This window comes from Ferdinandcohnia sp. GQ5 (assembly GCF_059759275.1).
The window spans coordinates 54,050-79,274 of record NZ_JCAXEW010000008.1 but is presented as its reverse complement, the minus strand read 5'-3'; the positions used below and the strand labels follow the sequence as shown (position 1 = coordinate 79,274).

The window sequence follows — 25,225 nt, the reverse complement described above, 5'->3', positions numbered from 1 at the left end:
GCTGTTCACAAAACTTTTCAATAAAAATATATAGTGAGATTGCTTATTCTAAAGGGGTTTTTCACGTTTGACAAGCATGTTCATAATTCCACACGAAAACATCCCACTTTTCGTTATTATTTGATAAAATAATAGTAACATTCGTTCGACAATTTTCCATCTATTTCGTCGTTTAAAGGGGGGGGAGAAACCGTGAACATTACTTATCGTTCAATCTTAATCTTGTATAGTTTGCATAAACTAGATGGTGAACGCACTGTTTATGGGATTCATCACTTGTTGAACGGTAAAAAATCCTCCCAAACGATTGGGGATGCGAATTTATTTGGTCTCACTCCTTTATTCGGTATTCTAAGGCCGATCGGAAGGGAACAGGTTGAGAAGGAAATACAAATCCTTCGTGAACATGCTCTAATTGAAGAAATAACAGCTTCAAGTAATAAATTTACCATTACATCTCTTGGTGAACGTGTATTAAAAAAGGAATTTGAAAACAAACCGATTCCTCCCCATTTAAATGGCTGGAAGCACAATGAACAATCCATCTTACTATGGCGTAGGCTTTCATTGTTAACGCAGGTATTGTCGAATTTAGTAAATGGGAAAAAACAGTATACTCCTATCCAACAAGAGGATTCAATTGTTGACTGGGTAAAAGGATTCTTAATTAAGTATGGACATACTCGATTTACATTATCAGAAGCCATTTACAATGAGGTTTTGTCGGTCCTTGAAATGGTCACAGAGCTTGAATCAACTATTTTTGTCATGAGGCTGACCAGTTCAGCGAGAATTGGCTATACTATCGATCAGATTAGTTCTTTACTAGGTGAGGATGAAATATGGTGCCAGGTTCTCTTTTTACATACCTTACATACAATCATTCATCATCTTGAAATGAATAGGCACAGTTTCCCTCTTCTAGGTTCTATGATCGAGGCTAATCATCAAGAGGAAGTATTGCTAACAGTTTCAACAAAGAAAACGTATCAATTGCTATTACAGGGTAAAACAATCGATGAAATTGGAATCATTCGAAATCTAAAACGGAATACAATTGAAGATCATATTGTAGAAGTTACACATCAAAAACCTGATTTTTCAATTGACCGTTTCGTTACTCACGAGCATCAGCAGCAGATTTTATCTGTATATAAGACATTAAATGTAAAGCAATTACGACCTTTAAAGGAAAAATTGTCAAATGACATCTCGTATTTTGAAATTAGGCTAGTCCTTGCAAGATTTGGTGGTAAACATGGATCTTAATTTAGTTTTAAAAGAAAAATTTAATCATTCTACGTTCCGAGAAGGGCAAAAGGAAATTATAGAAGATATTTTAGCTGAACATGACGTCATGGCCCTCTTACCAACTGGTGGAGGAAAATCACTGTGTTATCAGCTTCCTGCTCAAATTCTCGATGGTAGTGTACTTATCATTTCACCACTTGTTGCACTTATGGAAGATCAGGTTCTTCAAATAAGAAAAATGGGTGAAAAAAGGGTAATTGCCCTTAACAGTTTTTTATCGATCGAAAGAAAACGTAAGGTTATTTCGAGTTTGCACAACTATAAATATATTTTTGCCTCCCCAGAAATTCTCCAGTCAAAATTTATATTAAATCGATTAAAAGAAATTCGTTTTTCTATGTTTGTGGTGGATGAAGCACATTGTATCTCGCAATGGGGACATGATTTTCGTCCAGACTATTCCCGATTGGGCGAGATTCGCCGTGAAATCGGTTCCCCACCTTGTTTAGCGTTAACCGCTACAGCTACAAAAGAGGTTCTAGGGGATATTAGCAGGACATTACAATTGAATGACCCGAAAATGCACATCCACTCGATCGATCGACCAAATATTGCAATAATGGTGAAAAAGGTTAATTCGATAGAGGAAAAGAAAGATTTGCTCTTGAATTATCTAAAAGATTTGCAAGGGCCAGGAATTATTTATTTTTCAAGTCGACTATGGGCCGAAAATATTGCCCAATTTTTAAAAGATGAAGGCTTTGACCGAGTTGCTTATTATCATGGTGGAATGGAACAGGAAAAAAGAATGTTGATCCAGGAGCAATTTTTAAATAATCAACTATCCATTATTTGTTGCACAAATGCATTTGGGATGGGTGTGAATAAGTCTGATATCCGATTTGTCATTCACTTCCATTACCCTTCACAAGTAGAGGCATATTTACAGGAAATGGGGCGTGCTGGCAGGGACGGAAAATCAAGTATTGCAATACTACTTCATAGTGAACTTGACAGAGAAATACCTGAAGTCTTACTTAAATATGAGTTTCCAACGAAAGAACAAACTCATCAAATAATCGAATACATTAATAATGAGATACAATCAAAAGGGAAATTTACAAATACAAAATCGGTTGAAGACTATTTTTATTCAACATTCGGTGTGTCTGAAGTTCAATGGCGATTTATTCAATTTTACCTGGAAATAGATGATGGTATGGAGTACGAACTCAACACTCAGCAGAAAGTTGAAATTATAGAGGAAGCTGCAAATAAACGATATTCATACAAGTACAGCAAACTTAAACTGATGGAGAGATGGTTAGAGACTCAGGGATGTCGAAGGGAAGCTATTTTATCTTACTTCGATGAAAGCCTAAAAGAGAGACCATCATCTTGCTGTGATTTATGCGGAATTGACTTAGAACTGTACAAACGAAGCGGTAAAGAAGTAAGTGGGTGGGAGCTACCATCTTGGAGACAAGAATTGCATCGTATCTTCCATAGAAATGGGTGAAAATTATGAGTAGGCGCCAAGCTGATATTATCAAAAACTTACCAGATAAAGAAATAGTTTTTCACCTTTATCTAACACAAGCAATTCTTTTAATTTTGTCTCTAGTGCTTGGGTTTTTCCTATTTGATCATTGGTCATCATTTATGGAACTTTGGAATTGGAAGGATTGGAATATTCTCCTTGTTGGTTCTGGATTTGCATTATTTGTTGTAATTATAGATTTTTTGCTTGTAAAATGGCTTCCGGAGGCAATGTACGATGATGGCGGTATTAATGAGAGAATCTTTCAAACAAGAAGTATTCCACATATTTTTATTTTATGCCTATTGATTTCCTTTGCAGAAGAGATTTTATTTAGAGGTGTCATTCAAACCCATTTTGGACTGGTTATAGCTAGTATGATATTTGCTTTATTACATGTCCGTTATTTACATAAGTGGGTTCTATTGACATCTGTAGTTCTTTTAAGCTTTCTATTAGGATATATCTATGAGGTCTATGCAAATCTTTGGATTACCGTTTATGCTCATTTTTGGATTGATTTTATTTTAGCAGTAAAGCTTAGAAAAGATTATTTGCGTGATCAAAAAAAGGGGGTATCGTCATGAAGCATCCTGAAGGAGAAGAAACGTCAGTTAATAAACGAAGAAGAACTTCGACTTTACCATCTCGAAGTGAAATTCATAATAAAAAGAAAAAGAAAACAAAATTTAAGATTAAATATCCGATTATTCGTTTATTAGCTCTATTATTTATTTTACTTCCTATTGCAATACTCAGCTATAAATTTAATACGAATCCTGAAAAACTGGAGGCAAGTCCGCTAAAAAAGAGTGCAAATTTTGAAAGTATCAGCTATGAAGATAAAGAAGATACCTTTCGTAATCCTGAAAATGATGAGGAAGAAACACCAACTGAAGAAATAGAGACAGAACAAGAACCAGCTGAACAAGAACAAAAAACGGTTGAACCAAACGAAGCAAAACAATCAGAAGTCAACAACCAAGAGGAAACTAAAGAAGAAGCGGTTCAAAAGGTTGAAGCAAATAAATCAAATACAGACGAGGTAAAGCAACCGGTTCAAGAACAACCTAAGGACCGTTATAATGTGAAATATCATACTGTAAAAGCCGATGAAACATTATTCCGGATATCGATGAAATATTATAATAGTCGCTCTGGTGAAGAGTTAATAAAAAGATGGAATAATTTAAATGGTGAAACCGTTATTGAAGGTCAAGTCTTAGAAATTCCAATTAAAATAAACGATTGAATAACGCGAGGTTTTCGCGTTATTTTTTTTGTGCAGACATATCCAGATGTACAAGCACATATTTTATAATAGGTCATTCTAGAAGTATATGGTTTGGGGGGATTGAAAATAGAAGAAAAAATTAAGGAATTAAATGAATATACGGATGATGTAACAAAGCAAATGCTTCAACATTCGGTTGAGAAAAAGAGAAAATTTGAAAAATTAAAGGCAAGAGCCTATTATATGAAGCTTATTGCACTTTTTTTATCGTCGGTTTTTTTAGTATATGTGTATAAAACCATAGTCCTTCCTTATAGCCATTCAACCGAATTGATGATTAGTATATTTCTCGACGGTTCCATATATTTTATGTTTGTATTTATCATCGGTGGACTTTATGGTGGAATTCGCTATGTTGATAAAAAGAAAGATGAAGCTGAAGATAAATATCATGCAATTCGATGTGAAATTGTTGATAAGAGTAAGGACTTGTGGAAAGAACCGGTACAATGGCGTGAGCGCCAGAGGGTTTTTGAAATGATGAAAAAAGAATATGATGTGAATTTATATCATGAAAGTAAATAGCTGAATTTAGCATTCAGCTATTTACTCATTTAGAAAAAATTCTTTTTGTCTCTTTCATCTTTAAGAATTTCAACCGCTTCTCTAAATCGTTGAGCATGTATGATTTCACGTTCTCGAAGGAATCGAAGACTATCATTTAAATCCGGATCATCACTCATATTAATAATCCATTGATAGGTGGCTCTTGCTTTTTCTTCAGCTGCAATATCTTCATATAAATCAGCAATTGGGTCTCCTTTTGCTTGGATATATGATGCTGTAAATGGTACGCCTGCAGCATTATTGTAAAATAGTGCGGAATCATGGTTCACGTAGTGTGGTGCAAGACCAGCTGCTTTTAACTGATCTGGGGTTGCGTCTTTTGTAAGTTTATACACCATTGTCGCAATCATTTCTAAATGAGCAAACTCTTCAGTTCCAATATCATTCAACAATCCAATCACTTTACCTGGTATGGTGTAACGTTGATTTAAATAACGTAATGCAGCGGCTAGCTCACCGTCAGCACCGCCATATTGTTCAATCAATAATTTAGCTAAAGCTGGGTTACACGTACTTACTTTGACAGGATACTGTAGCTTTTTTTCATATATCCACATACGTTAATCCTCCCCTTGTTAAACAAAAGATTATTTTGTTAAACCTGCCATGGCCAAGGTTCGTCGTCCCAGTTCCAGGGATATTTGGAATAGCTATAACGTCCAAACTGAGTTAATGGCCCAAACCTTTCTTCATAAACCTTTGCAATCTTTCTTCGTTGCTGAGAAACAGTATTAAATTGTTGGATCGCTTCAAAATCATTTGGATGGGTATCTAGATACAAGGTGAGTTCTACTAAGACAAAATCCAATGCCTGTAAATCCTCTAATAACGCATAATACTCTGGGGGCATCTGTTTAGGATTCATTGACTCTCAGCCTCCCTTTTCGGTTCATATGGCCCAAAATACGGATCGTAAAAGGCTTTCCAAAGCGTACCCGCAAATAATGCTTCCCTGGGTGAGAATTGTGGTAGGTTTGCTGGTTGAAATGGTATATATAGATTTGGAGGGGTAACGTAGGTTTTACATGTGATTGGTTTGCAAGGGTCAAAAGGGCTTATATAGGGGTAATAGACCTTCCTAGTAGTAAACATGAAACAACCTCCTTGATGTCGAAATACAAAACGATATCAGTTTACTTTATGGCTGGAGAAATAAAAAAATGACTAGGAAATTATTTTAAACATGGAATAGGAAAATTTGTATCTATTCCATGCTCTCTTCATAATCTTAATATGAAGGAGATGGGGGTATGTATAAATTTTTATATGAAGTGATTGGATTTTTTTGCGGGTTTATGATCATCTTTTTAACATCAGGAACTTCCATCATTGAAATACCACAATTGTTGACAAGTTTTATCATAAACCCGTTCCTGTTTGTCATCTTAATGATTTGTTTTTTTATTGGGTTTTTAGCTCATTCAGTGTTAATTAAGGGTGTCATTGAAAACTTTTATCACATGGTTAAAGGTAATCGTTTTTCATTTATGCAATTAATCTACCCTGTAACTTTAGTAGGAGGCTATTTCATTTTATTTATATTTGGGCCTTGGCAAACCTTTTTATTGATAGCCTTTTCCATTATTTATGGTATCATTACTGTAGATTTACCTTTATACAGACAAAGTTCAAACTCCGAATGAATTAAAGTAAAAAGCTGTTAGATAGGTAGGGCAAAATCGTGACCATACTATTTTTTTACGGTATACTTTTAATTGGAATAATACTCCTTTTCTATATGTGGCGTGAAGCAAGAAAGGACCGTGTTATAACGAATACACTTACATTTACGAACTTTCCAAAAAGCTTTGGAAAGATTACCATATTCTTCATTTCAGATATTCACAGAAGAGAGGTTTCAGAAAATATAATCAATGAGGTAAAAGGGAAAGCAGACATTGTTATAATTGGAGGAGATTTAACTGAAAAGGGAGTACCGTTTGAAAGAGTGGAGAAAAACCTTCAATTAATAAAAATGGTTGGGCCGACTTACTTTGTATGGGGAAATAACGACTATGAAGTTGATTACCATGAACTCGATTCTCTTCTTTTAAGTATGGGAATTAAAATTCTTGATAACACAGCTATGTTTTTTGAAACGGGTGAGGGAGAAAAGCTCGCTCTTTTAGGAATAGATGATTTGAGGGAAGGCAGAAGTCGTTTGGACCTTGCTCTTCTAGACGCAGGGGATGACTTGGATTTTAAAATTTTGGTTAGCCATAATCCGGAAATTAAAAGTGAACTTCAACCTGAACAAGGGATAAGTCTTCTATTATCTGGACACACCCATGGTGGACAAATCCGGTTTTGGAAATTTGGACTTTATCCTAAAGGCGGGGTAGAACACAAAAATGAAACGACCATTTTCGTAAGTAATGGATATGGAACATCCGGTGTTCCACTCAGGCTCGGTGCACCACCTGAAACACATTTACTTATCCTACAATCATCACAAAGTGAATAGACGTTACAAAAAAAGTCCTAACAACGCTAATTCCTAGAACATAATTTATATTCTTTCATAAAATAAAGAAACGGTTGCTGTAGGTGTGATGGTGAGGGAGGGTTTTTAATGCGTCTCGAACGCTTAACTTATAATAAAATCAAGATTTTTCTAACATTCGATGATCTGGTTGATCGTGGCCTCACTAAAGATGATCTTTTGTCGGATTCGCTTAAGGTCCACCAATTATTCCGAGATATGATCGAAGAAGCAAGTATCGAATTAGGCTTTGAAGCCGATGGTCCTATTGCTGTAGAAGTGTATTCTTTACAAGCTCAAGGTATGGTGATCATCGTTACTAATTCAGTAGGTGACCTTGAAGACGAAGAATTTATGGATGAAGATTATATTGAAATGCAGGTTACGCTTGATGAAAGTAAAGACATATTTTATGAGTTTCACTCATTTGAAGATGTAATCCAACTTTCAACCAGATTAAAAAGTTTATCAATAGATGGTGGAAGATTATATTCATTTAAAGGATATTTTTATTTACTGCTTGAAGATAATTTGACACTCCAAACTGAGAACGTCATTGCTATTTTAGCTGAGTTTGGCAATCCTGCAACTATTACAAAATATCGGGTACATGAATATGGGAAAATACTTTTTAAAGAAAATGCAATGAAAGAAATTTACAAGTATTTTATAAAAAAATAGGGAAGACCTCTAACCTAGATTAGGGGTTTTTCTTTTATGGTTAGCTATAAAATCTCAAATTGTAAACTCATTTACAATTTTGAAAGAAAAATGAAGATTCTTCATTTTTCATCTTGCATAAACATATGGAAGGTGTATACTAGTGACTGGAAAGGTGGACAATAAGAGAAATTTGATTCGCCATGTTCACCGCGCTTTTTGAACATCCTCTAATGGAATTGGAAAAATCTTGGGAGGTTTACAAATGGTAGCCGAAAACAAAAAGGACATTTCAGGGCAGAATAATGAAGAAAAGATGGATGTCCTCAAATCTACACAAACAGTTATACATAAGGCATTAGAAAAATTAGGGTACCCTGAGGAAGTTTATGAACTATTAAAAGAGCCGATTCGAATGATGACCGTAAAAATTCCTGTAAGAATGGATGATGGATCTGTTAAGATTTTCACAGGCTATCGTGCACAGCATAACGATGCAGTAGGCCCTACAAAAGGTGGGATTCGATTTCATCCTAATGTTACAGAAAAGGAAGTTAAAGCGCTTTCGATTTGGATGAGTTTGAAATGTGGTATCGTTGACTTACCATATGGTGGAGGAAAAGGTGGAATCATTTGTGATCCTAGAGATATGTCATTCCGCGAGCTTGAACGATTAAGTCGTGGATATGTTCGTGCAATCAGTCAAATCGTAGGTCCTACAAAGGATATTCCAGCGCCGGATGTATTTACCAATTCACAAATCATGGCCTGGATGATGGACGAGTATAGTCGCATAGACGAATTTAACTCACCAGGATTTATTACAGGTAAACCGCTTGTGTTAGGTGGATCACATGGTCGTGAGTCTGCAACTGCAAAAGGAGTTACAATTTGTATTCGTGAAGCGGCGAAAAAGCGTGGCATTGATTTGGAAGGTGCCCGCGTTGTTGTACAAGGTTTCGGAAATGCAGGAAGCTTTTTATCAAAATTTATGCATGATGCCGGTGCTAAGGTAATTGGTATTTCAGATGCATATGGTGGTTTATATGATCCAAATGGTTTAGATATTGATTATCTATTAGACCGTCGAGACAGTTTCGGAACTGTTACAAAGTTATTTAATGATACAATCACCAACAAGGAATTGTTGGAGCTTGATTGTGATATTCTTGTTCCGGCTGCAATCGAAAACCAGATTACTGAAGAGAATGCCCATAATATAAAGGCGAGCATAGTAGTAGAAGCTGCAAACGGACCTACTACACTTGAAGCAACACAAATTTTAACTGAAAGAGGAATTCTGCTAGTACCTGATGTTTTAGCAAGTGCTGGTGGTGTTACCGTTTCTTATTTTGAATGGGTTCAAAATAACCAAGGCTATTACTGGTCAGAAGAAGAAGTGGAAGAAAAACTTGAAAAAGTAATGGTCAAATCCTTTGAAAACATTTATACAACTGCTCAGAATAGACGTGTTGACATGAGACTTGCAGCCTACATGGTAGGGGTAAGAAAAATGGCGGAAGCTTCTCGCTTCAGAGGCTGGATTTAACAACTATTTTGAGACGGGCTTAAAAGACTGCACAGGAATTGCACAGAATTTGATTCATTTTATTTGCAAAGACAAGGAAAAACTCCTATCATTCTGGTAGGAGATTTTTTTTTGACTAGTAGGAGTGACAAACATGCAATTGGAAGAAGTCGTCATAGTTGGTGGGGGTCCTTGTGGACTGGCAGCAGCAATTGCCTTGCAAAATATTGGAATCGATCCATTAGTGATTGAAAAGGGGAATATTGTAAATGCAATATACCATTATCCAACACATCAAACTTTTTTTAGTTCAAGTGAGAAATTAGAAATTGGAGATGTACCATTTATTATTGAAGGTCGAAAGCCAAAAAGAAACCAGGCCTTGGCCTATTATCGTGAAGTAGCGAAACGAAAGAAAATAAGAGTCAATGCGTTTGAAAAAGTGGCAGAAGTCCAGAAGCAAGAAAATGGAGAGTTCCTGATCACTAGTTCAAAGGGTAAATATCAAACAAAATACGTCATTATAGCGACTGGATATTATGACAATCCAAACTATATGAATGTTCCAGGTGAGGATCTAGCTAAGGTGTTTCATTATTTTAAAGAACCGCACCCATATTTTGATAAGGATGTCGTTGTTATCGGTGGAAAAAACTCGAGCGTGGACGCAGCATTAGAACTTGCAAATGCGGATGCAAGAGTAACAGTCTTATATCGTGGTTCCGAATATTCTCCAAGCATTAAACCTTGGATCTTACCAGAATTTGAAGCCTTAGTACGAAATGGAATTATTACCATGGAGTTTAATTCAGATGTCGTTGAAATTACCCCAGATGCCGTTATTTATGAGGTTTTGAATGAGAAAAAAACAGTTAAGAATGATTATGTATTTGCAATGACTGGTTACCATCCGGATCACAGTTTTCTGCAAAAAATGAACGTTGAAATTGATAAAGAAACTGGCAGACCTTTGTTTAACCCAGATTCGATGGAAACAAATGTGGAGGGAATTTTCATTTCCGGTGTCATTGCAGCAGGTAATAATGCCAATGAAATATTCATCGAAAATGGACGTTTCCATGGAGACTTAATTGCAAAAACAATAGTAGAAAGAAATTAGGGGCGACAAGGTTACGAATTAGGACAAAACAATAAAATACAATACATTTTTAGCGTGAATTCATATACGAGTTCACGCTTTTAAATTATCTTTGGGTGAAGTTCGTAATTTTGGTGTGGGGATGCAGGTAATACTGTGAGCATGTGTGCGAAAAAAGGTATGATGTTATCTGGTTCCGTTTTAACAAAATGTGCCACTTAAAATGCTTGAAAATTGCCTCAAATATACTTTAACACGCTGTTGGAGATCCAACAGCGTGTTGTTGAATACGTAAACCTACTATATAAAGGAATTTACTGAACTTCAGACACCCCCGTGGTGAATTAGCCAGCGCTAGTCTGAAGAAACCTAAACTTCAGCCAAATCCTTGGCGATTTAGGTAATGTGTGTCTGAAGAAACCTAAACTTCGGACATATTCGTGATAGTTTAGCCAATGCTAGTCTGAAGATGCCTAAACTTCGGACATAATCGCGTTAATTTAGCCACGGCAAGTCTGAAGATGACTAAACTTCGGGCACCCCCGTGGATAATTAGCCAGAGCTAGTCTGAAGAAGCCTAAACTTCGGAAACAATCGCGTTAATTTAGCCACCGCAAGTCTGAAGCTACCTGAACTTCGGACACCCCTGCGTTGAATTAGCCAACTCAAGTCTGAAGATGCGTAAACTTCGGACACCCCTGCGCTGATTTACCCAACGTTTGTCTGAAGAAGCCTAAACTTCGGAAACAATCGCGTTAATTTAGCCAGCGCAAGTCTGAAGCTACCTAAACTTCGGCCACACCTGTTGTGAATAAGCCAGCGCAAGTCTGAAGATGCTTAAACTTCGGACAACCTTGCGCTGATTTACCCAACGTTAGTCTGAAGAAGCCTAAACTTCGGACACAATCTCGCTGAATAAGCCAGCGCAAGTCTGAAGATGCCTAAACTTCGGACACCCCCGCGCTGATTTACCCCCCGCTAGTCTGAAGCTACCTGAACTTCGGACACAATCTCGCTGAATAAGCCACCGTTAGTCTGAAGATGCTTAAACTTCGGACAACCTTGCGCTGATTTACCCACCGCAAGTCTGAAGCTACCTGAACTTCGGACACAATCTCGCTGAATAAGCCACCGCAATTCTGAAGATGCTTAAACTTCGGACACAATCGCGTTAATTTAGCCACGGCTAGTCTGAAGCTGCCTAAACTTCGGACACAATCGCGTTAATTTAGCCACCGCAAGTCTGAAGCTACCTGAACTTCGGACACAATCTCGCTGAATAAGCCACCGTTTGTCTGAAGAAGCCTAAACTTCGGACACAATCGCGTTAATTTAGCCACCGCAAGTCTGAAGCTACCTAAACTTCGGACACTCCCGCGCTGATTTACCCACCGCAAGTCTGAAGCTACCTGAACTTCGGACACAATCTCGCTGAATAAGCCACCGTTAGTCTGAAGAAACCTAAACTTCGGACACAATCGCGTTAATTTGGCCACCGCAAGTCTGAAGATGCTTAAACTTCGGACACCCCTGCGTTGAATTAGCCAACTCAAGTCTGAAGATGCGTAAACTTCGGACACCCCTGTTGAATTAGCCACCGCAAGTCTGAAGATAGCTGGACTTCGGATACACCAGCGACCATACTGGCGCCCTTTTCTTATTTGTAAAACATTTCTTGGAGTTCATCATGATCATTTGTGATTTCTAAAGTGACTAGAAGCTTGAGTCTTGCCTTTTGGCCATTTAAACCATTTGAGAAAATTACACCAAAATCTTTTAATTGGCGTCCGCCGCCTTCATAGTTGTATACCTCCTGTACATACCCATTAAAACAGCGGGAAACTAAGACAATAGGGATTCCGCTATCCATAAGCTTCTTTAACTCTGGTACCATTGTTGGAGGAAGATTACCTTGTCCGAGAGCTTCTATAACTAAGCCATCTGGATGTAACGAGCGAATGGCTTGAATGATTGACCCGTCCATCCCCGCGTATGCTTTTAGTAAGATAACATTTTTTGTGATATTTTCTATATCATATGTTTCTCGAACAGTTGGTACATGGTGAAATGTTATCTCTCGTTTACTCACAATTCCTAATGGACCATACTGTGGGCTTTGGAATGTAGCAATATTACTTGTATGAGTTTTTGTTACGTTCTTTGCTGAATGTATTTCATCATTTAGGACAACTAGAACTCCTTTCCCAACTGCACTATCGGAAGCTGCTACCCGTACGGCTGAGATCAAATTGTAAGGACCATCTGCTCCAATTTCATTGCTTGATCTCATGGCTCCGGTAACAACAATTGGTATATCGGATTGAACGGTCAAATCAAGGAAATAAGCCGTTTCCTCTAGTGTGTCAGTTCCATGTGTAATAACCACACCCTCAATCCTATCTTCCTTGATACTTTTTTCAATTTTTTCTTTTAGTTTCAACATAATCTTTTCAGTAATATGTGGAGAAGGCAATTGAAATAAATCCTCTACCTTAACATCAGCAATGGATGACAATGCATCAGTCTGAAGTAGCAATGGGTTTTGTTGATTTTGCTGTACAGCACCGGTGTTTTTGTCCTCCGTCATTGCGATTGTTCCGCCTGTGTGTATAATCAGTATTTTTTTCAATGTTACTCCCTCAATTCTATATAGGAAAATTATCCATAAACAGGATAGTTCATATTTTCATTTACCAATTTACATGTTACGATAAAAGTATCTGTTACTCAAACATTAATTGATTATTAGGGAGAAGAGGAATTATATGGTGGCGGTCATAACCGCAGGACTAGCACCTGGACTTGCGTTATTAAGTTATTTTTATTTAAAAGATAAGTATGAAGCAGAACCCATTTTAATGGTTTTTCGAATCTTCATTTTTGGCGCTTTATTGGTATTTCCTATCATGTTTATCCAATATGTCTTAGGGGTTGAAGAGGTATTTAATCACAGCTTTTCACAGGCGTTCTTAAAAGTAGCTTTATTAGAAGAGTTTTTTAAATGGTTTATCCTTTTTTATACCGTTTACCAGCATATTGAATTTGATGAACAATATGACGGAATAGTCTATGGTGCGGCGCTGTCGTTAGGATTTGCAACTTTAGAAAATATTCTTTACCTATTAGCGAATGGGGTTCATTTAGCTGTAGGTCGAGCCCTTTTACCAGTATCAAGTCACGCTCTGTTTGGTGTGATTATGGGGTTTTATCTTGGAAAAGCTAAATTTACTCCTAGTGAAAAAAGAAAATGGATTTTGATATCCTTCTTATTTCCATTTCTCTTACATGGGATATACGATTACATACTTTTATCATTAAAAAAATGGATTTATATGATGATCCCATTTATGTTGTTTTTATGGTGGTTCGGATTACGAAAAGTAAAAATAGCAAAACCATAAATTTATAAAAAGTCAGCCCTTTTGCTGAATAAATTTATAGCCTCTGGCGGATGCCACGATTTTTCAATGGAAGTTGCTCGAACTTGCTCGAAAAGATCTGGCGCAAATATGCCAAGGCGTATTTGGTTATAGACAACCTGTCGCTTAGACAGGTTTTTTTATGTTCATTTTTAATCAAATATAAAATCTGAATAAAATACCAATCTCTACAGAAAATACTTGTAAGTATATATAGAAAATGGTTAGGGAGGTAATTGATCATGAGCTTCAAAAGATATTTGATGTTCCCCATCGTCCTTATCATGTTTGTCAGTGTGTTCATTGGTGGGACTAACTATAATGTTCATGCTTTTTCAGAACAGATTATTCAACGAGGTGCAACAGGTGACGATGTAATTGAATTGCAATCAAGACTTCAGTATAACGGTTATTACCACGGAACGATTGATGGAGTATATGGATGGAGTACGTATTGGGCAGTTCGTAACTTCCAAAAGGCTTTCGGGCTAGAAGAGGTGGATGGGCTCGTTGGTGACAAAACGAAAGCCATGATAAACCGCTTTACAAAATATAATAAGCAATTTGTATATGATAATTTGCGTAAAGGGAATCAGTTTACTCACTATGGAGGCGTTCCATGGAGCATCCAATCCGCCCCATCTGAAGCGAGTATCCAAAAAGCAAAAACAGCGGCAGAAACAAGGCGTACTGATATAGAAAAACAATTTATAGTGGAGCAAAAGAACCCACAGGCGGGCCAGGGCAAAGCACCGCAACCAAAGGCAAAAGCGCCAGCACAACAGCAGCCTCAAGCTCAGCCGAAACAACCACAAAGTAAGCAGGGACAAGCTGGACAGCCTCAACAGCCTAAAGCTCAACCGAAACAACCGGCGAAACAACCAGCAAAACAACAAGCAAAGGTGCAACAACAGGAAGAGGTTCAATCCCAAGGACCTACAGCAGTAAATATGCCGGGTGGATTTTCGCAAAATGATATTCAGCTCCTTGCGAATGCTGTTTATGGAGAAGCTCGTGGAGAGCCCTATGTTGGACAAGTAGCAATTGCAGCAGTAATTTTAAATCGTCTGGATAGCCCGACCTTTCCTGATACAGTATCTGGTGTTATTTTTGAACCACTTGCGTTTACAGCGGTAGCGGATGGACAAATTTGGTTGACGCCGAATGAACAGGCAAAAAAAGCAGTAATTGATGCGATAAATGGTTGGGATCCTACAGGTGGTGCGACCTATTACTTTAATCCAGCTACAGCGACAAGTAAGTGGATTTGGGGTAGACCACAAATTAAGAGAATTGGAAAGCACATATTCTGTAATTAGAATGGAAGGTGAGACAATTGCTAAGAGGAATATTAATTACAGTACTTACTATAGGGGTTATTGGAACAGGCTATTGGGGCTATAAAGAGCACCAAGAGAAAAATGCCATTCTAATACAAGCAGAAAATAACTACCAACGAGCGTTTCATAATTTAACCTATCATATAGACCTTTTACATGACAAAATTGGAACAACACTTGCAATGAATTCTCAAAGTTCATTATCTCCAACACTTGCAGATGTGTGGAGACTTACGTCCGAGGCACATTCAGATGTAGGACAGTTACCATTGTCTCTTATGCCTTTTAATAAAACGGAAGAGTTTCTAAGTAATATCGGGGATTTTAGTTACCGTACAGCAGTACGTGACCTATCAAAAGAGCCTTTGTCTGATAAGGAATACAATACGCTTCAACAGCTCTATAAAAATTCAGAGGATATCCAAAAGGAACTAAGGACTGTTCAACATCTAGTAATGGAGAATAACCTTCGCTGGATGGACGTTGAATTAGCGCTAGCTTCAGGTGACAAACAGGCTGATAACACCATCATTGATGGTCTTAAAACTGTTGAAAAAAATGTAGCTGCTTATTCTGAGAGTGAGTTTGGTGTCACGCTTACAACTACGAAGAAAGATGGTAATAAATTTCCTAATTTAGAAGGCCCAGAAATAAATGAACAACAAGCAAAAGAACTCGCAAAAAAGTTCCTTGGGTTAAAAGGGAACATTGAAATGAAAGTTACCGAAAATGGTGAGGGGTCACAAAACGGGTTTTATAGTCTAGAAATTAATGATCCAAAATCAAAAGTAAATACGTTCATGGATATTACGAAAAAGGGTGGAACTCCAATTTGGGTCATTCGTAACCGTGAAGTTGCAAAAAGTGCAATCAGTCTTAATGATGCATATAACCGGGCTCAGAAATTTTTAAAAGACAATAAATTTGAAAACTTAGAGCTATTTGAAAGTGCTCAATATGATAACATAGGTGTATTTAATTTCGTATCATCTATTAATGGAGTCAGAGTATATTCAGATTCCATTAAAATGAAAGTAGCACTTGATGATGGAAACATTATCGGTTTTACAGCAAGAGATTATTTAATGGCTGGCAAGATAAAAACAGCTGGTAAACCCAAAATTTCAAAAGAAGAAGCAAAGAAACATATTAACCCGAATCTTGAAATCATGGAAGATCGTCTAGCGATCATAACAAATGATCTAGACCAAGATGTCCTTTGCTATGAGTTCTTAGGAACAATAAATAATGATACGTACCGAATCTTTATTAATGCTGAAAATGGATTTGAGGAAAAGGTAGAAAAGCTTAAGAATGCTGAGCCAGTCTATAAAGGGATAAACAAATCATAGTGTTCAAAAAAGGAAAGCAAATTTGCTTTCCTTTTTTTACTGGCTAGCACAAGCACCTAGCACCTCGAGGTCATAAGCCAATCCGTCAAACAAGGATAAAAGGCATCCCTTCTCGCCGCCTTTTCATATGCTTGTCGGGGTAGAACAAGGTACTTGTACTTTTCAGTTTATTCGTGGTTTAATTAATATACAGAATGTTTTAGAAAGAGTGAACGTCCGTGTTGAAAATTGGGGATATGATAAACCTTGAACCAACCACAAATCCAAATGGTGAAAAATATAGATGCAGGGTTGTTGAAACAAAAGAACAAAAGATCTATATTGACTATCCTGTTAATACGAAAACAGGGAAAACAGTTTATTTAATAAATGGAACAATGTTAAAGGCTTTTGTAGCCGCAGACAGTACTTCGGCTTATTTTTTTGATACTTCAGTGCTTGGCAGAGTTAAACAAAATATCCCTATGATTGTTCTTTCCTTCCCAGGTGACGATCATATGTTTAAGATTCAAAGACGAGAATATGTACGTATAGAAACACCGGTAGATGTCGCAATCCACAGCATGAACGGGGAGTTTCCGCCATTTGTTACAATTACACATGATATTAGTGCTGGTGGTGCCTCGATCATTCTACCTTCTTCGAAAAGCCTTAATCCTGGAGTAGATATAATCACATATTTTGTCTTCCCGACTCTTTCTGACGAATATCAATATATATCCTTTAAGAGTAAAGTAATCCGTATTGTTGAGGGGAAAAATGGAGAAAGAACAAAAGCATCAATAACATTTGTGGACGTTACAGAGTCTGCTCGACAACTGTTAATTAAGTTTTGTTTTCAAAGACAATTATTGTTAAAGAAAAAAGGCATACATTCTAGCGAATTAAAAGAATAGCAGCTTTTATAGAATAAAAAAAGAATTACATTAGCATACTAGTAGTAAAACTTGGTTTAGGGCTGGTATGGAATGAAAAATTTTGAACGTATTTTAATCAAGCTTGCTATTATTCAATTTATCTTTCTGCTTGTTGCACAGGCTATTATTTTATATAGCCCGTTGACTCCGTATATCACGAGAATGATTGAATATGAAGGTGTCGACAAATCAGACACGACTAAAACCATTGAAACATTATTAAATAACAATTAAAATATAAATGCAGGGATTCCCTGCATTTTTTCGTAAGTAGGAATACTGTTCTAATGAATAAATATAATAAGCCTTAGAGAAAAAGCTTATTTGTTTATCGAGGTAAAGACCTTTTTAGAGCGTTACAAACAGGAGGCATACTTAGTTTATGGACAAGAAGATTTCAATAGCAATAGACGGACCAGCGGCTGCTGGAAAAAGTACTGTTGCAAAAATTATTGCAAAAGAATTATCTTACATATATGTTGATACAGGTGCAATGTACCGTGCATTAACCTATAAAGCATTGCAATTATCCTTAGATCTAGAAAATGAAGAACAGGTTCTTGATGCTCTTCAAAACGCAAATATAGAATTAAGACCTAGCGAAAATGGTCAGCTTGTTTTTATTGATAACAATGATGTAACCGAAAAAATTCGTGATCATGATGTAACAAATTCAGTTTCAATTGTATCTAAGCATCGTAAGGTTAGGGAAGATATGGTAAGACGTCAACAAAGCTTTGCAAAGTCCGGTGGAGTAGTGATGGATGGAAGGGACATTGGGACTCATGTACTACCAAATGCAGAAGTGAAAATATTCCTTCTTGCTTCTGTTGATGAAAGAGCAGAACGTCGACACCAAGAAAACCTTTCAAAAGGATATCAGTCGGATTTAGAGCAATTAAAGTTGGAAATTGCCCAAAGGGACAAATTAGATTCAGAACGAGAGGTTGCTCCACTACGTAAGGCAGAAGATGCAATCGAAATTGATACTACATCGTTAGGCATCGAAGAGGTTGTTGTGAAGATTATGGATATTGTGAAGGAAAGGATTTGATTGGTATGAATCTTTACCCCTTTGCAAGAGGATTAGTTGGAGCAATCATCAAACCTCTTTACCGTATTGAAGTTATAGGTAAGGAGAATATACCAAAGGAAGGTGGAGTCTTGATTTGTTCGAATCATATCGACAATTTAGACCCACCTGTAGTTGGAGTAACATCTCCAAGACATATACATTTTATGGCAAAAGAGGAACTGTTTAACGTACCTGTATTAGGTGCGATTTTACCAAAAATAAATGCCTTCCCTGTAAAGCGTGGAATGAGTGATCGTGAAGCATTAAGAACAGCATTAAAAGTGCTAAAAGAAGGCAATGTGTTAGGTATCTTCCCTGAAGGAACAAGGAGTAGGGATGGAAAGCTTGGAAAAGGTTTAACGGGAGTCGGCTTTTTTGCACTACGAACAGATTGTGTAGTTGTTCCGTGTGCAATTTTGGGACCTTATAAACTGTTTGGGAAATTAAGAGTGGTATACGGTGAGCCAGTTGAGATGGAAAAGTTTAGAATTGAAAAAGCATCACCTGAAGAAGTAACTAATAAAATTATGGATTCTATAAGAGAATTACAGGAAAAATATCAATAGATTAAGAGTTTATACTTGACAAATATCTCTATTTATTAGAAGTTAATTAAAAGAATATTTTTAACTTTATTAAGTAGAGGTATACCTCTACTTAATAAAGTTAGCCTCCGGCGGATGCCACGATTTTTCAAGGGAAATTTTTCGAGCTTGCTCGAAAAAAATCGGGCGCAAATACGCCAAGGCGCATTTGATAATATTATTTATACATACATTGTTTTTCGTGTTTGACTTTTAAGGAGGTAATTGGAATGGCAGAGGACATGAACCAAGTTGAGTACAAAGAGTTACAAGTCGGTGATGTTATCACTGGCAAGATTACAAAGGTTGAAGAGAAACAAGTTTTTGTGTCAGTTGAGAACAGTAAGTTAGATGGAATTATCCCAATCAGTGAGCTATCTAGCCTACATGTTGAAAAAGCTAGTGATGTTGTTTCAGAAGGAGAAGAATTAGAGCTTTCAGTTACAAAAGTAGAGGAAGAAGCTTTAATTTTATCCAAAAAAGCTGTACTTGCTTCTAAAGCGTGGGATGATTTAGAGCAAAAGTATAATTCAGGTGAAGTATTCGAAGCGATTGTAAAAGATGTTGTAAAAGGTGGACTTGTTGTTGACCTAGGTGTAAGAGGATTTATTCCAGCATCTTTAGTTGAAAATTATTATGTTGAGGATTTCTCTGATTACAAGGACAAATCATTAACTGTTAAAGTTGTTGAGCTTGACCGTGAGAAAAATAGAGTAATTTTATCACATCGTGCTGTAGTTGAAGAAGAGCAAAAAAACAAAAAACAACAGGTTTTAGACTCTTTACAAGTTGGGGCTGTTCTTGAAGGTACTGTTCAACGATTGACTGATTTCGGCGCATTTGTTGATATCGGTGGTATTGATGGACTTGTACACATTTCTCAGCTTTCGCATGAGCATGTATCAAAGCCTTCCGATGTTGTTTCAGAGGGTCAAGTAATCAAGGTTAAGGTATTATCTGTTGATCGTGATAACGAAAGAATTTCGTTATCGTTGAAGGAAACATTACCTGGACCATGGGAGAGCATCACTGAAAAATTATCGATCGGTGACGTAGTTGAAGGAACAGTAAGAAGACTTGTATCCTTTGGTGCGTTTGTTGAAGTGTTGCCTGGAGTTGAAGGGCTAGTTCATATTTCACAAATTTCTTCTAAGCATATCGGTACTCCTCATGAAGTATTAAAAGAAGGCCAAGAAGTAAAAGTGAAGATTCTTGAACTAAATCAATCTGAGAAACGTATTTCATTAAGCATGAAAGAATTAGAAGAAAACGTTGAAGAAGACTACAGCAAATACCAACAACAAGAAGAAACAACTGGTTTTCAACTTGGAGAAGTAATTGGTGACCAATTAAATAAATTAAAGTAATCTTTATCGAAAAAAGCTCTCACCCATATGGGTGAGAGCTTTTTATTTTGGATTCATACGGTTCATTTCCCTAGCTTCATCAGGAGTATCCAATCTCGTTGCTCCGGGATAATCAAGAGATTGATCACGGTCAGATTCCGTTAATCGCGCCTCTTTATGCTTTCTTTCCTGTCTATCTTTTCCCACTTCATTTCCACCTCTTTCTTCCTACATAACTATCCTTTTTTGGGGAATTGTATATAGGGGTAATGGCTATTACTGATTCCATTTTATTGTTTCATAAAAGGAATTTTGGTATTCGTATAAGGTTAAAATTCATAATTTCTAGCCATAATGGAAATAATGGGAGGTGGAGATATGGATGGTGTCTTATTTTATTGGATTACTTGGATGGCATGGGTGAGTAGTACTTTTTTGATGAAGAAAAACAATGAAAGGCTTTACCTATCAATTTTGTTTCTAGTAACTATCATATTATCACCATACTACGTTGAAGTAGGTGATATTAAAATAAATAACAGTATCATTCCAATTTTGTTTTTTTGCATAAAGGAAATCTCAAAACGACCGAAAAGACAAGTATTTTATATGCTGATTTGTATACTTACCATTTCATTAGCATATTGTAGTTTCTTAATGTTCGAATTATATGATCCTGTTTGGCTTTTTTTTAATCGTAATTTGATGCTTGGTGCTGCATTAATATACGTAACATTAATGTTATTAAAGGATTTCCGTTTACGACTGGTTGGGCTTTTAGTTGGTGCCATTCAGGGGGATATTCTTTATGGAATTATAATAAATAATGTCAATTTTTCTTATGAAATTGGTTCATTTGTCTTTTTAGATGTTATTGCAATTAGTTTTTGTTTTATTTTTGTTTGGTCATCCTTAGAACATCTTCTTCATCATGTGGATGTTCTGGTCCAAAAAAACACAAAGGAGAAACACGGCTAGCATGAATGAATATACATACCCAATTTTATTTGGGGTCATTTTTGGAGTTGCTGTACGCCTTTACATGCTGCGTACAGATTATCGTCAGTATCCAACTTATTTACATGGTAAAATCATTCATATTGCTTTAGGATTTATTGCTGCAGGATTAGGAACCGTTGCAGTACCTTCAATTATGGAAGAGGATTTTACCGCAATCACCTTTTTAACGATTGCGGCTTCGCAATTTCGGGATGTGCGAAATATGGAGCGAAACACGCTTACTGAACTTGATTCGTATGAACTTGTTCCAAGAGGAAAGACATATATTGAAGGAATCGCGGTGGCCTTTGAAAGTCGAAATTACTTAGTTATTTTTACTTCCTTTTTATCTACTTTTGCCTATTTAGCAATTAATATGTGGGCTGGAATACTTGTGGGTATCATTTGTCTGTTAATTTGCAAAAAGCTAATGGCTGGTAGTAGACTTAAAGATATTGTTGATATCGAGTTTGTTAAGCCGTATTTTAAGGATGCAGGCTTGTATGTTGATAATATATACATTATGAATATTGGACTTCCTGCGAGACAGGAAGAAATATTAGAATATGGGATGGGGTTTATTTTAAAGCCTAAAACGTTTAATGCAAGAGCTACCATTGCAAATTTAGGGCAAAGACAAGCCATTTTACATGATGTATCTACCGCTTTGGGGATATTCAGAGATTCGGGGACCCCTGCTCTCACCCCTTTGGCAAAGCGAGATTTGAATGATGGACGTGTCGGAGTTTTTGTTTTGCCACAGGAAAAAGATGTTGAGAAAGCAATTGAAATAATAGGTCGTGTACCAACATTAGAAAATGCAATCCGAATGCCAACAGAGAGGAACGCAAACGAAAAGGGGCGTCCACTTAAATGAATATCGAAAAATTTGTTTTAGCAGCGATTAAGATGGATACATCTAAGGTTAACGTTTCAGGGGGAACACCTGTATTTTCATGTCCTACAAAAGAGGAAATGGAGACAGTAGCTGCAAATTTGGAAGCAATCTTAGATGGAATTGCTCACGAAATCAGTGAGAATTTATACATAATCGTAAAACACTAAACAATTGATTGTTGTTACCATTTATTTTTGATAGAATGTAAAAGCATGACCCTTCTAACGTAGAAGGGTTTATTTTATACATAACGTTGATATTAATCATATTTTATGTGATATATGTAGTAATAGATAGTTGAGAAGGGAAGAACGCATGTGGCAAAACCAGTAGTAGCTATTGTTGGTCGTCCTAACGTTGGGAAATCAACAATTTTTAATCGTATAGTAGGAGAAAGAGTTTCAATCGTAGAAGATGTACCTGGAGTGACAAGGGATCGAATCTATAGTTCAGGTGAGTGGTTGAATCAAGATTTTAGTATTATTGATACCGGTGGTATTGATATTGGTGATGAACCTTTTCTTGCTCAAATTAGACATCAAGCTGAAATCGCTATCGATGAAGCAGATGTAATTATTTTTATGACAAGCGGTCGCGAAGGCGTGACAAGTGCGGACGAAGAGGTTGCTAAAATATTATATCGCTCCAAAACGCCAGTTGTTTTAGCTGTTAATAAAGTGGACAATCCCGAAATGAGAGCAGATATTTATGACTTTTATGCATTGGGATTTGGTGAACCTGTACCAATCTCAGGCTCCCACGGAATTGGCCTTGGAGATTTACTAGATGAAGTTGTAAGGCATTTTCCAAAGGGTGCAGATGAAGAATATGATGAAGACGTCATTAAGTTCTCTCTAATTGGTCGACCTAATGTAGGGAAGTCATCTCTTGTTAATTCTTTGTTAGGCGAGGAAAGAGTAATTGTAAGTGACATAGCGGGAACCACTAGGGACGCTATAGATACAAAATACACTGTTGATGGTAAGGAATATGTCATCATCGATACAGCTGGTATGAGGAAAAAAGGAAAAGTCTATGAAAGCACTGAGAAGTACAGTGTATTAAGAGCGCTGAAAGCAATTGAACGCTCTGACGTCGTCCTTGTCGTCTTAAATGCTGAGGAAGGTATTATTGAACAAGATAAAAAAATAGCCGGTTATGCTCATGAAGCGGGTAGAGCAGTGGTGATTGTTGTTAATAAATGGGATGCCATCGAAAAAGATGATAAAACCATGAAGGAATTTGAACAAAAAGTACGTGATCATTTCCTATTTCTTGATTACGCACCGATTGTATTTTTATCTGCAAAAACAAAAAGAAGAGTCCATACGTTGTTACCGATGATTGATATGGCCAGTGATAATCATACAATGCGTGTCCAAACGAATGTGTTAAATGATGTCATCATGGATGCTGTTGCAATGAATCCGACACCAACGGACAAGGGAAAACGATTAAAAATCTATTATGTCGCACAGGTTGCTGTTAAGCCACCGACTTTTGTTGTATTTGTAAATGAACCTGAATTGATGCATTTTTCTTATGAACGTTTCTTAGAGAATCGAATCAGAGATGCTTTTGGCTTTGAAGGTACGCCAATTAAAATAATCGCGAGAGCTCGAAAATAGAAAGGGGAGGAAGTAATGGAGAAAATAACGGTTGTTGGAGCTGGCAGTTGGGGTACTGCACTAGCACTCGTTCTTGCAGACAATGATCATGAAGTGAGGCTTTGGTCACATCGTAAGGAACAAGCGGATGAAATCAATTCGAAACATACAAATTCAAAATACGTGCCCTCAATTGAGCTTCCAGAAACCATTATTGGGTATTCGGATTTAGACAAATCCTTAGAGGACGTCAAAACAGTTGTACTTGCAGTTCCGACGAAAGCAATTCGTGAAGTACTTCAGAAAATAACTCAGTTCATTTCAATCCCTTTAACGATTATTCATGTTAGTAAAGGGATTGAACCGGATACATTAAAGCGGATTTCTGAATTGATTGAGGATGAAATGCCTTCAAACTTACTGAAAGATGTTGTTGTACTTTCTGGGCCAAGTCATGCCGAGGAAGTGGTACTTCGCCATCCAACAACTGTTACAGTGTCATCCAAAAATATGGAAAGTGCTGAATATGTGCAAGACTTATTTATTAATCAGCATTTCCGTGTCTACACTAACCCTGATATTGTGGGTGTAGAAATTGGTGGGGCGTTAAAAAATATTATTGCATTGGCTGCAGGTATTACGGACGGACTTGGTTATGGTGATAATGCCAAAGCTGCGTTAATTACACGCGGTTTAGCCGAAATTTCACGTTTGGGCAGCAAAATGGGGGCAAATCCCCTAACATTCGCTGGATTAACTGGGATTGGAGATTTAATCGTCACTTGTACAAGTGTACACTCACGGAACTGGCGTGCAGGAAATTTGCTTGGAAAAGGTCAAAGTCTTCAGGAAGTTCTAGATAATATGGGAATGGTGGTCGAAGGTGTTAGGACAACGAAAGCTGCCTACCAGTTAGCCAAAAAAATGGATGTTTCCATGCCGATTACATTTGCTTTATATGATGTTCTTTTCAATGATCAGTCACCTAAAGAGGCTGTAGATAAACTCATGTCCAGAGGAAGGACAAACGAAATGGCTGATCTTTTCAACTATTTAGAAGAAAAAGGTTAAATGTGGCAATATTTAGCACACCTACCGCTTTTAGCGTGCATAGTATGTCAAGGAGAATACCATATTAGCGGGATTTTCCAATAATTTCGCATAGCAAGGATTTTCTACTGAGTAAAACGTTTGCACTTTTCTTGCTAAAAATAGGCATTAGACGATACATTTCATGCCTTTTTCGCATAAAATGCAGCGTAGTATA

The 25,225-nt window shown here is 36.9% G+C and carries 28 protein-coding genes; 23 read left to right on the top strand and 5 right to left on the bottom strand.

Annotated features, from left to right (window positions below; genetic code table 11):
* Positions 1 to 192 precede the first annotated feature (192 nt).
* From AC6CHV_RS11575 to AC6CHV_RS11555, 5 genes are all read left to right on the top strand, one after another.
* On the top strand, positions 193 to 1,269 hold the full coding sequence (locus AC6CHV_RS11575; RefSeq protein WP_498078934.1) for a helix-turn-helix domain-containing protein: 1,077 nt from the start codon (positions 193 to 195) through the stop codon (positions 1,267 to 1,269).
* On the top strand, positions 1,259 to 2,770 hold the full coding sequence (locus tag AC6CHV_RS11570; protein WP_498078933.1) for a RecQ family ATP-dependent DNA helicase: 1,512 nt from the start codon (positions 1,259 to 1,261) through the stop codon (positions 2,768 to 2,770). Before AC6CHV_RS11575 ends, AC6CHV_RS11570 begins: the two co-directional genes overlap by 11 nt.
* Before the next feature lie 5 nt (positions 2,771 to 2,775).
* Positions 2,776 to 3,378, top strand: coding sequence for a CPBP family glutamic-type intramembrane protease (locus AC6CHV_RS11565; RefSeq protein ID WP_498078932.1), 603 nt, complete (start codon positions 2,776 to 2,778; stop codon positions 3,376 to 3,378).
* Entirely contained in the window at positions 3,375 to 4,043 is a 669-nt protein-coding gene (locus AC6CHV_RS11560) for a LysM peptidoglycan-binding domain-containing protein (RefSeq protein ID WP_498078931.1), read from the top strand. The genes AC6CHV_RS11565 and AC6CHV_RS11560 overlap by 4 nt, the downstream gene beginning before the upstream one ends.
* Positions 4,044 to 4,145: 102 nt before the next feature.
* Positions 4,146 to 4,610, top strand: a complete 465-nt coding sequence (locus AC6CHV_RS11555; protein ID WP_341331015.1) for a YpbF family protein — start codon at positions 4,146 to 4,148, stop codon at positions 4,608 to 4,610.
* 29 nt (positions 4,611 to 4,639) lie between these two features.
* Here the strand turns inward: AC6CHV_RS11555 and AC6CHV_RS11550 are convergent, their stop codons facing one another.
* From AC6CHV_RS11550 to AC6CHV_RS11540, 3 genes are read right to left on the bottom strand one after another with little or no spacing between them, the layout of a single operon-like run.
* On the bottom strand, positions 4,640 to 5,209 hold the full coding sequence (locus AC6CHV_RS11550; protein ID WP_498078930.1) for a manganese catalase family protein: 570 nt from the start codon (positions 5,207 to 5,209) through the stop codon (positions 4,640 to 4,642).
* Positions 5,210 to 5,247: 38 nt separating this feature from the next.
* Positions 5,248 to 5,517 (bottom strand): spore coat protein CotJB, encoded by a 270-nt coding sequence (locus tag AC6CHV_RS11545; protein ID WP_341331017.1) that lies wholly within the window; start codon positions 5,515 to 5,517, stop codon positions 5,248 to 5,250.
* Positions 5,514 to 5,744 (bottom strand): spore coat associated protein CotJA, encoded by a 231-nt coding sequence (locus AC6CHV_RS11540; RefSeq protein WP_498078929.1) that lies wholly within the window; start codon positions 5,742 to 5,744, stop codon positions 5,514 to 5,516. The genes AC6CHV_RS11545 and AC6CHV_RS11540 overlap by 4 nt, the downstream gene beginning before the upstream one ends.
* A gap of 158 nt (positions 5,745 to 5,902) precedes the next feature.
* On the opposite strand from AC6CHV_RS11540, the gene AC6CHV_RS11535 reads away from it, so the two are divergent.
* From AC6CHV_RS11535 to AC6CHV_RS11515, 5 genes are all read left to right on the top strand, one after another.
* Complete coding sequence (locus tag AC6CHV_RS11535; RefSeq protein WP_341331019.1) at positions 5,903 to 6,295, top strand: hypothetical protein; 393 nt, start codon at positions 5,903 to 5,905, stop codon at positions 6,293 to 6,295.
* A 44-nt stretch (positions 6,296 to 6,339) separates the two neighbouring features.
* On the top strand, positions 6,340 to 7,116 hold the full coding sequence (locus AC6CHV_RS11530) for a metallophosphoesterase (RefSeq protein WP_498078966.1): 777 nt from the start codon (positions 6,340 to 6,342) through the stop codon (positions 7,114 to 7,116).
* 108 nt (positions 7,117 to 7,224) lie between these two features.
* A complete protein-coding gene (locus tag AC6CHV_RS11525) occupies positions 7,225 to 7,815 on the top strand; it encodes a genetic competence negative regulator (RefSeq protein ID WP_341331020.1) in 591 nt (196 codons plus the stop codon).
* Between the two features lie 244 nt (positions 7,816 to 8,059).
* The gene (locus AC6CHV_RS11520) at positions 8,060 to 9,343 is read left to right on the top strand and encodes a Glu/Leu/Phe/Val family dehydrogenase (RefSeq protein ID WP_341331021.1); all 1,284 of its coding nucleotides are present in this window, start codon (positions 8,060 to 8,062) and stop codon (positions 9,341 to 9,343) included.
* Between the two features lie 133 nt (positions 9,344 to 9,476).
* Complete coding sequence (locus AC6CHV_RS11515) at positions 9,477 to 10,442, top strand: YpdA family putative bacillithiol disulfide reductase (protein WP_440272525.1); 966 nt, start codon at positions 9,477 to 9,479, stop codon at positions 10,440 to 10,442.
* A 1,636-nt stretch (positions 10,443 to 12,078) separates the two neighbouring features.
* On the opposite strand, the gene AC6CHV_RS11510 is transcribed toward AC6CHV_RS11515, so the two are convergent.
* The gene (locus tag AC6CHV_RS11510) at positions 12,079 to 13,050 is read right to left on the bottom strand and encodes an asparaginase domain-containing protein (protein ID WP_498078928.1); all 972 of its coding nucleotides are present in this window, start codon (positions 13,048 to 13,050) and stop codon (positions 12,079 to 12,081) included.
* 136 nt (positions 13,051 to 13,186) lie between these two features.
* On the opposite strand from AC6CHV_RS11510, the gene prsW reads away from it, so the two are divergent.
* From prsW to rpsA, 8 genes are all read left to right on the top strand, one after another.
* Positions 13,187 to 13,822: a glutamic-type intramembrane protease PrsW gene (gene prsW, locus AC6CHV_RS11505; RefSeq protein ID WP_341331024.1), complete on the top strand. Its 636-nt coding sequence runs from the start codon at positions 13,187 to 13,189 to the stop codon at positions 13,820 to 13,822.
* Positions 13,823 to 14,124: 302 nt separating this feature from the next.
* Complete coding sequence (gene sleB / locus AC6CHV_RS11500) at positions 14,125 to 15,159, top strand: spore cortex-lytic enzyme (RefSeq protein WP_341333525.1); 1,035 nt, start codon at positions 14,125 to 14,127, stop codon at positions 15,157 to 15,159.
* 17 nt (positions 15,160 to 15,176) lie between these two features.
* Positions 15,177 to 16,532 carry a germination protein YpeB gene (gene ypeB / locus AC6CHV_RS11495; RefSeq protein ID WP_341331025.1) on the top strand — a complete coding sequence of 452 codons (1,356 nt, stop codon included), beginning with the start codon at positions 15,177 to 15,179 and terminating at the stop codon, positions 16,530 to 16,532.
* 218 nt (positions 16,533 to 16,750) lie between these two features.
* On the top strand, positions 16,751 to 17,428 hold the full coding sequence (locus AC6CHV_RS11490) for a flagellar brake protein (protein WP_341331026.1): 678 nt from the start codon (positions 16,751 to 16,753) through the stop codon (positions 17,426 to 17,428).
* A 72-nt stretch (positions 17,429 to 17,500) separates the two neighbouring features.
* Complete coding sequence (locus AC6CHV_RS11485) at positions 17,501 to 17,683, top strand: YpfB family protein (RefSeq protein WP_099362699.1); 183 nt, start codon at positions 17,501 to 17,503, stop codon at positions 17,681 to 17,683.
* A 148-nt stretch (positions 17,684 to 17,831) separates the two neighbouring features.
* Positions 17,832 to 18,503, top strand: a complete 672-nt coding sequence (gene cmk / locus AC6CHV_RS11480; RefSeq protein WP_341331027.1) for a (d)CMP kinase — start codon at positions 17,832 to 17,834, stop codon at positions 18,501 to 18,503.
* A 5-nt stretch (positions 18,504 to 18,508) separates the two neighbouring features.
* Positions 18,509 to 19,090, top strand: a complete 582-nt coding sequence (locus tag AC6CHV_RS11475) for a lysophospholipid acyltransferase family protein (RefSeq protein WP_341331028.1) — start codon at positions 18,509 to 18,511, stop codon at positions 19,088 to 19,090.
* 248 nt (positions 19,091 to 19,338) lie between these two features.
* Positions 19,339 to 20,475, top strand: coding sequence for a 30S ribosomal protein S1 (gene rpsA / locus AC6CHV_RS11470; protein WP_341331029.1), 1,137 nt, complete (start codon positions 19,339 to 19,341; stop codon positions 20,473 to 20,475).
* A 42-nt stretch (positions 20,476 to 20,517) separates the two neighbouring features.
* Here rpsA and AC6CHV_RS11465 read toward each other — a convergent pair whose 3' ends face one another.
* Positions 20,518 to 20,661 carry a YpzI family protein gene (locus tag AC6CHV_RS11465; RefSeq protein WP_341331030.1) on the bottom strand — a complete coding sequence of 48 codons (144 nt, stop codon included), beginning with the start codon at positions 20,659 to 20,661 and terminating at the stop codon, positions 20,518 to 20,520.
* 171 nt (positions 20,662 to 20,832) lie between these two features.
* Here AC6CHV_RS11465 and AC6CHV_RS11460 point away from each other — a divergent pair, with 171 nt between their 5' ends.
* The 5 genes from AC6CHV_RS11460 to AC6CHV_RS11440 all read left to right on the top strand — a co-directional run bounded on the left by AC6CHV_RS11460 (position 20,833) and on the right by AC6CHV_RS11440 (position 25,029).
* Complete coding sequence (locus AC6CHV_RS11460) at positions 20,833 to 21,432, top strand: YphA family membrane protein (RefSeq protein ID WP_341331031.1); 600 nt, start codon at positions 20,833 to 20,835, stop codon at positions 21,430 to 21,432.
* Position 21,433: 1 nt separating this feature from the next.
* Complete coding sequence (locus AC6CHV_RS11455) at positions 21,434 to 22,330, top strand: YIEGIA family protein (RefSeq protein ID WP_440272523.1); 897 nt, start codon at positions 21,434 to 21,436, stop codon at positions 22,328 to 22,330.
* Positions 22,327 to 22,518 carry a capping complex subunit for YIEGIA gene (locus AC6CHV_RS11450; protein ID WP_099362708.1) on the top strand — a complete coding sequence of 64 codons (192 nt, stop codon included), beginning with the start codon at positions 22,327 to 22,329 and terminating at the stop codon, positions 22,516 to 22,518. Before AC6CHV_RS11455 ends, AC6CHV_RS11450 begins: the two co-directional genes overlap by 4 nt.
* Positions 22,519 to 22,668: 150 nt before the next feature.
* A complete protein-coding gene (gene der, locus AC6CHV_RS11445; protein ID WP_341331033.1) occupies positions 22,669 to 23,979 on the top strand; it encodes a ribosome biogenesis GTPase Der in 1,311 nt (436 codons plus the stop codon).
* Positions 23,980 to 23,994: 15 nt separating this feature from the next.
* On the top strand, positions 23,995 to 25,029 hold the full coding sequence (locus AC6CHV_RS11440) for an NAD(P)H-dependent glycerol-3-phosphate dehydrogenase (RefSeq protein ID WP_440272522.1): 1,035 nt from the start codon (positions 23,995 to 23,997) through the stop codon (positions 25,027 to 25,029).
* Positions 25,030 to 25,225 lie beyond the last annotated feature (196 nt).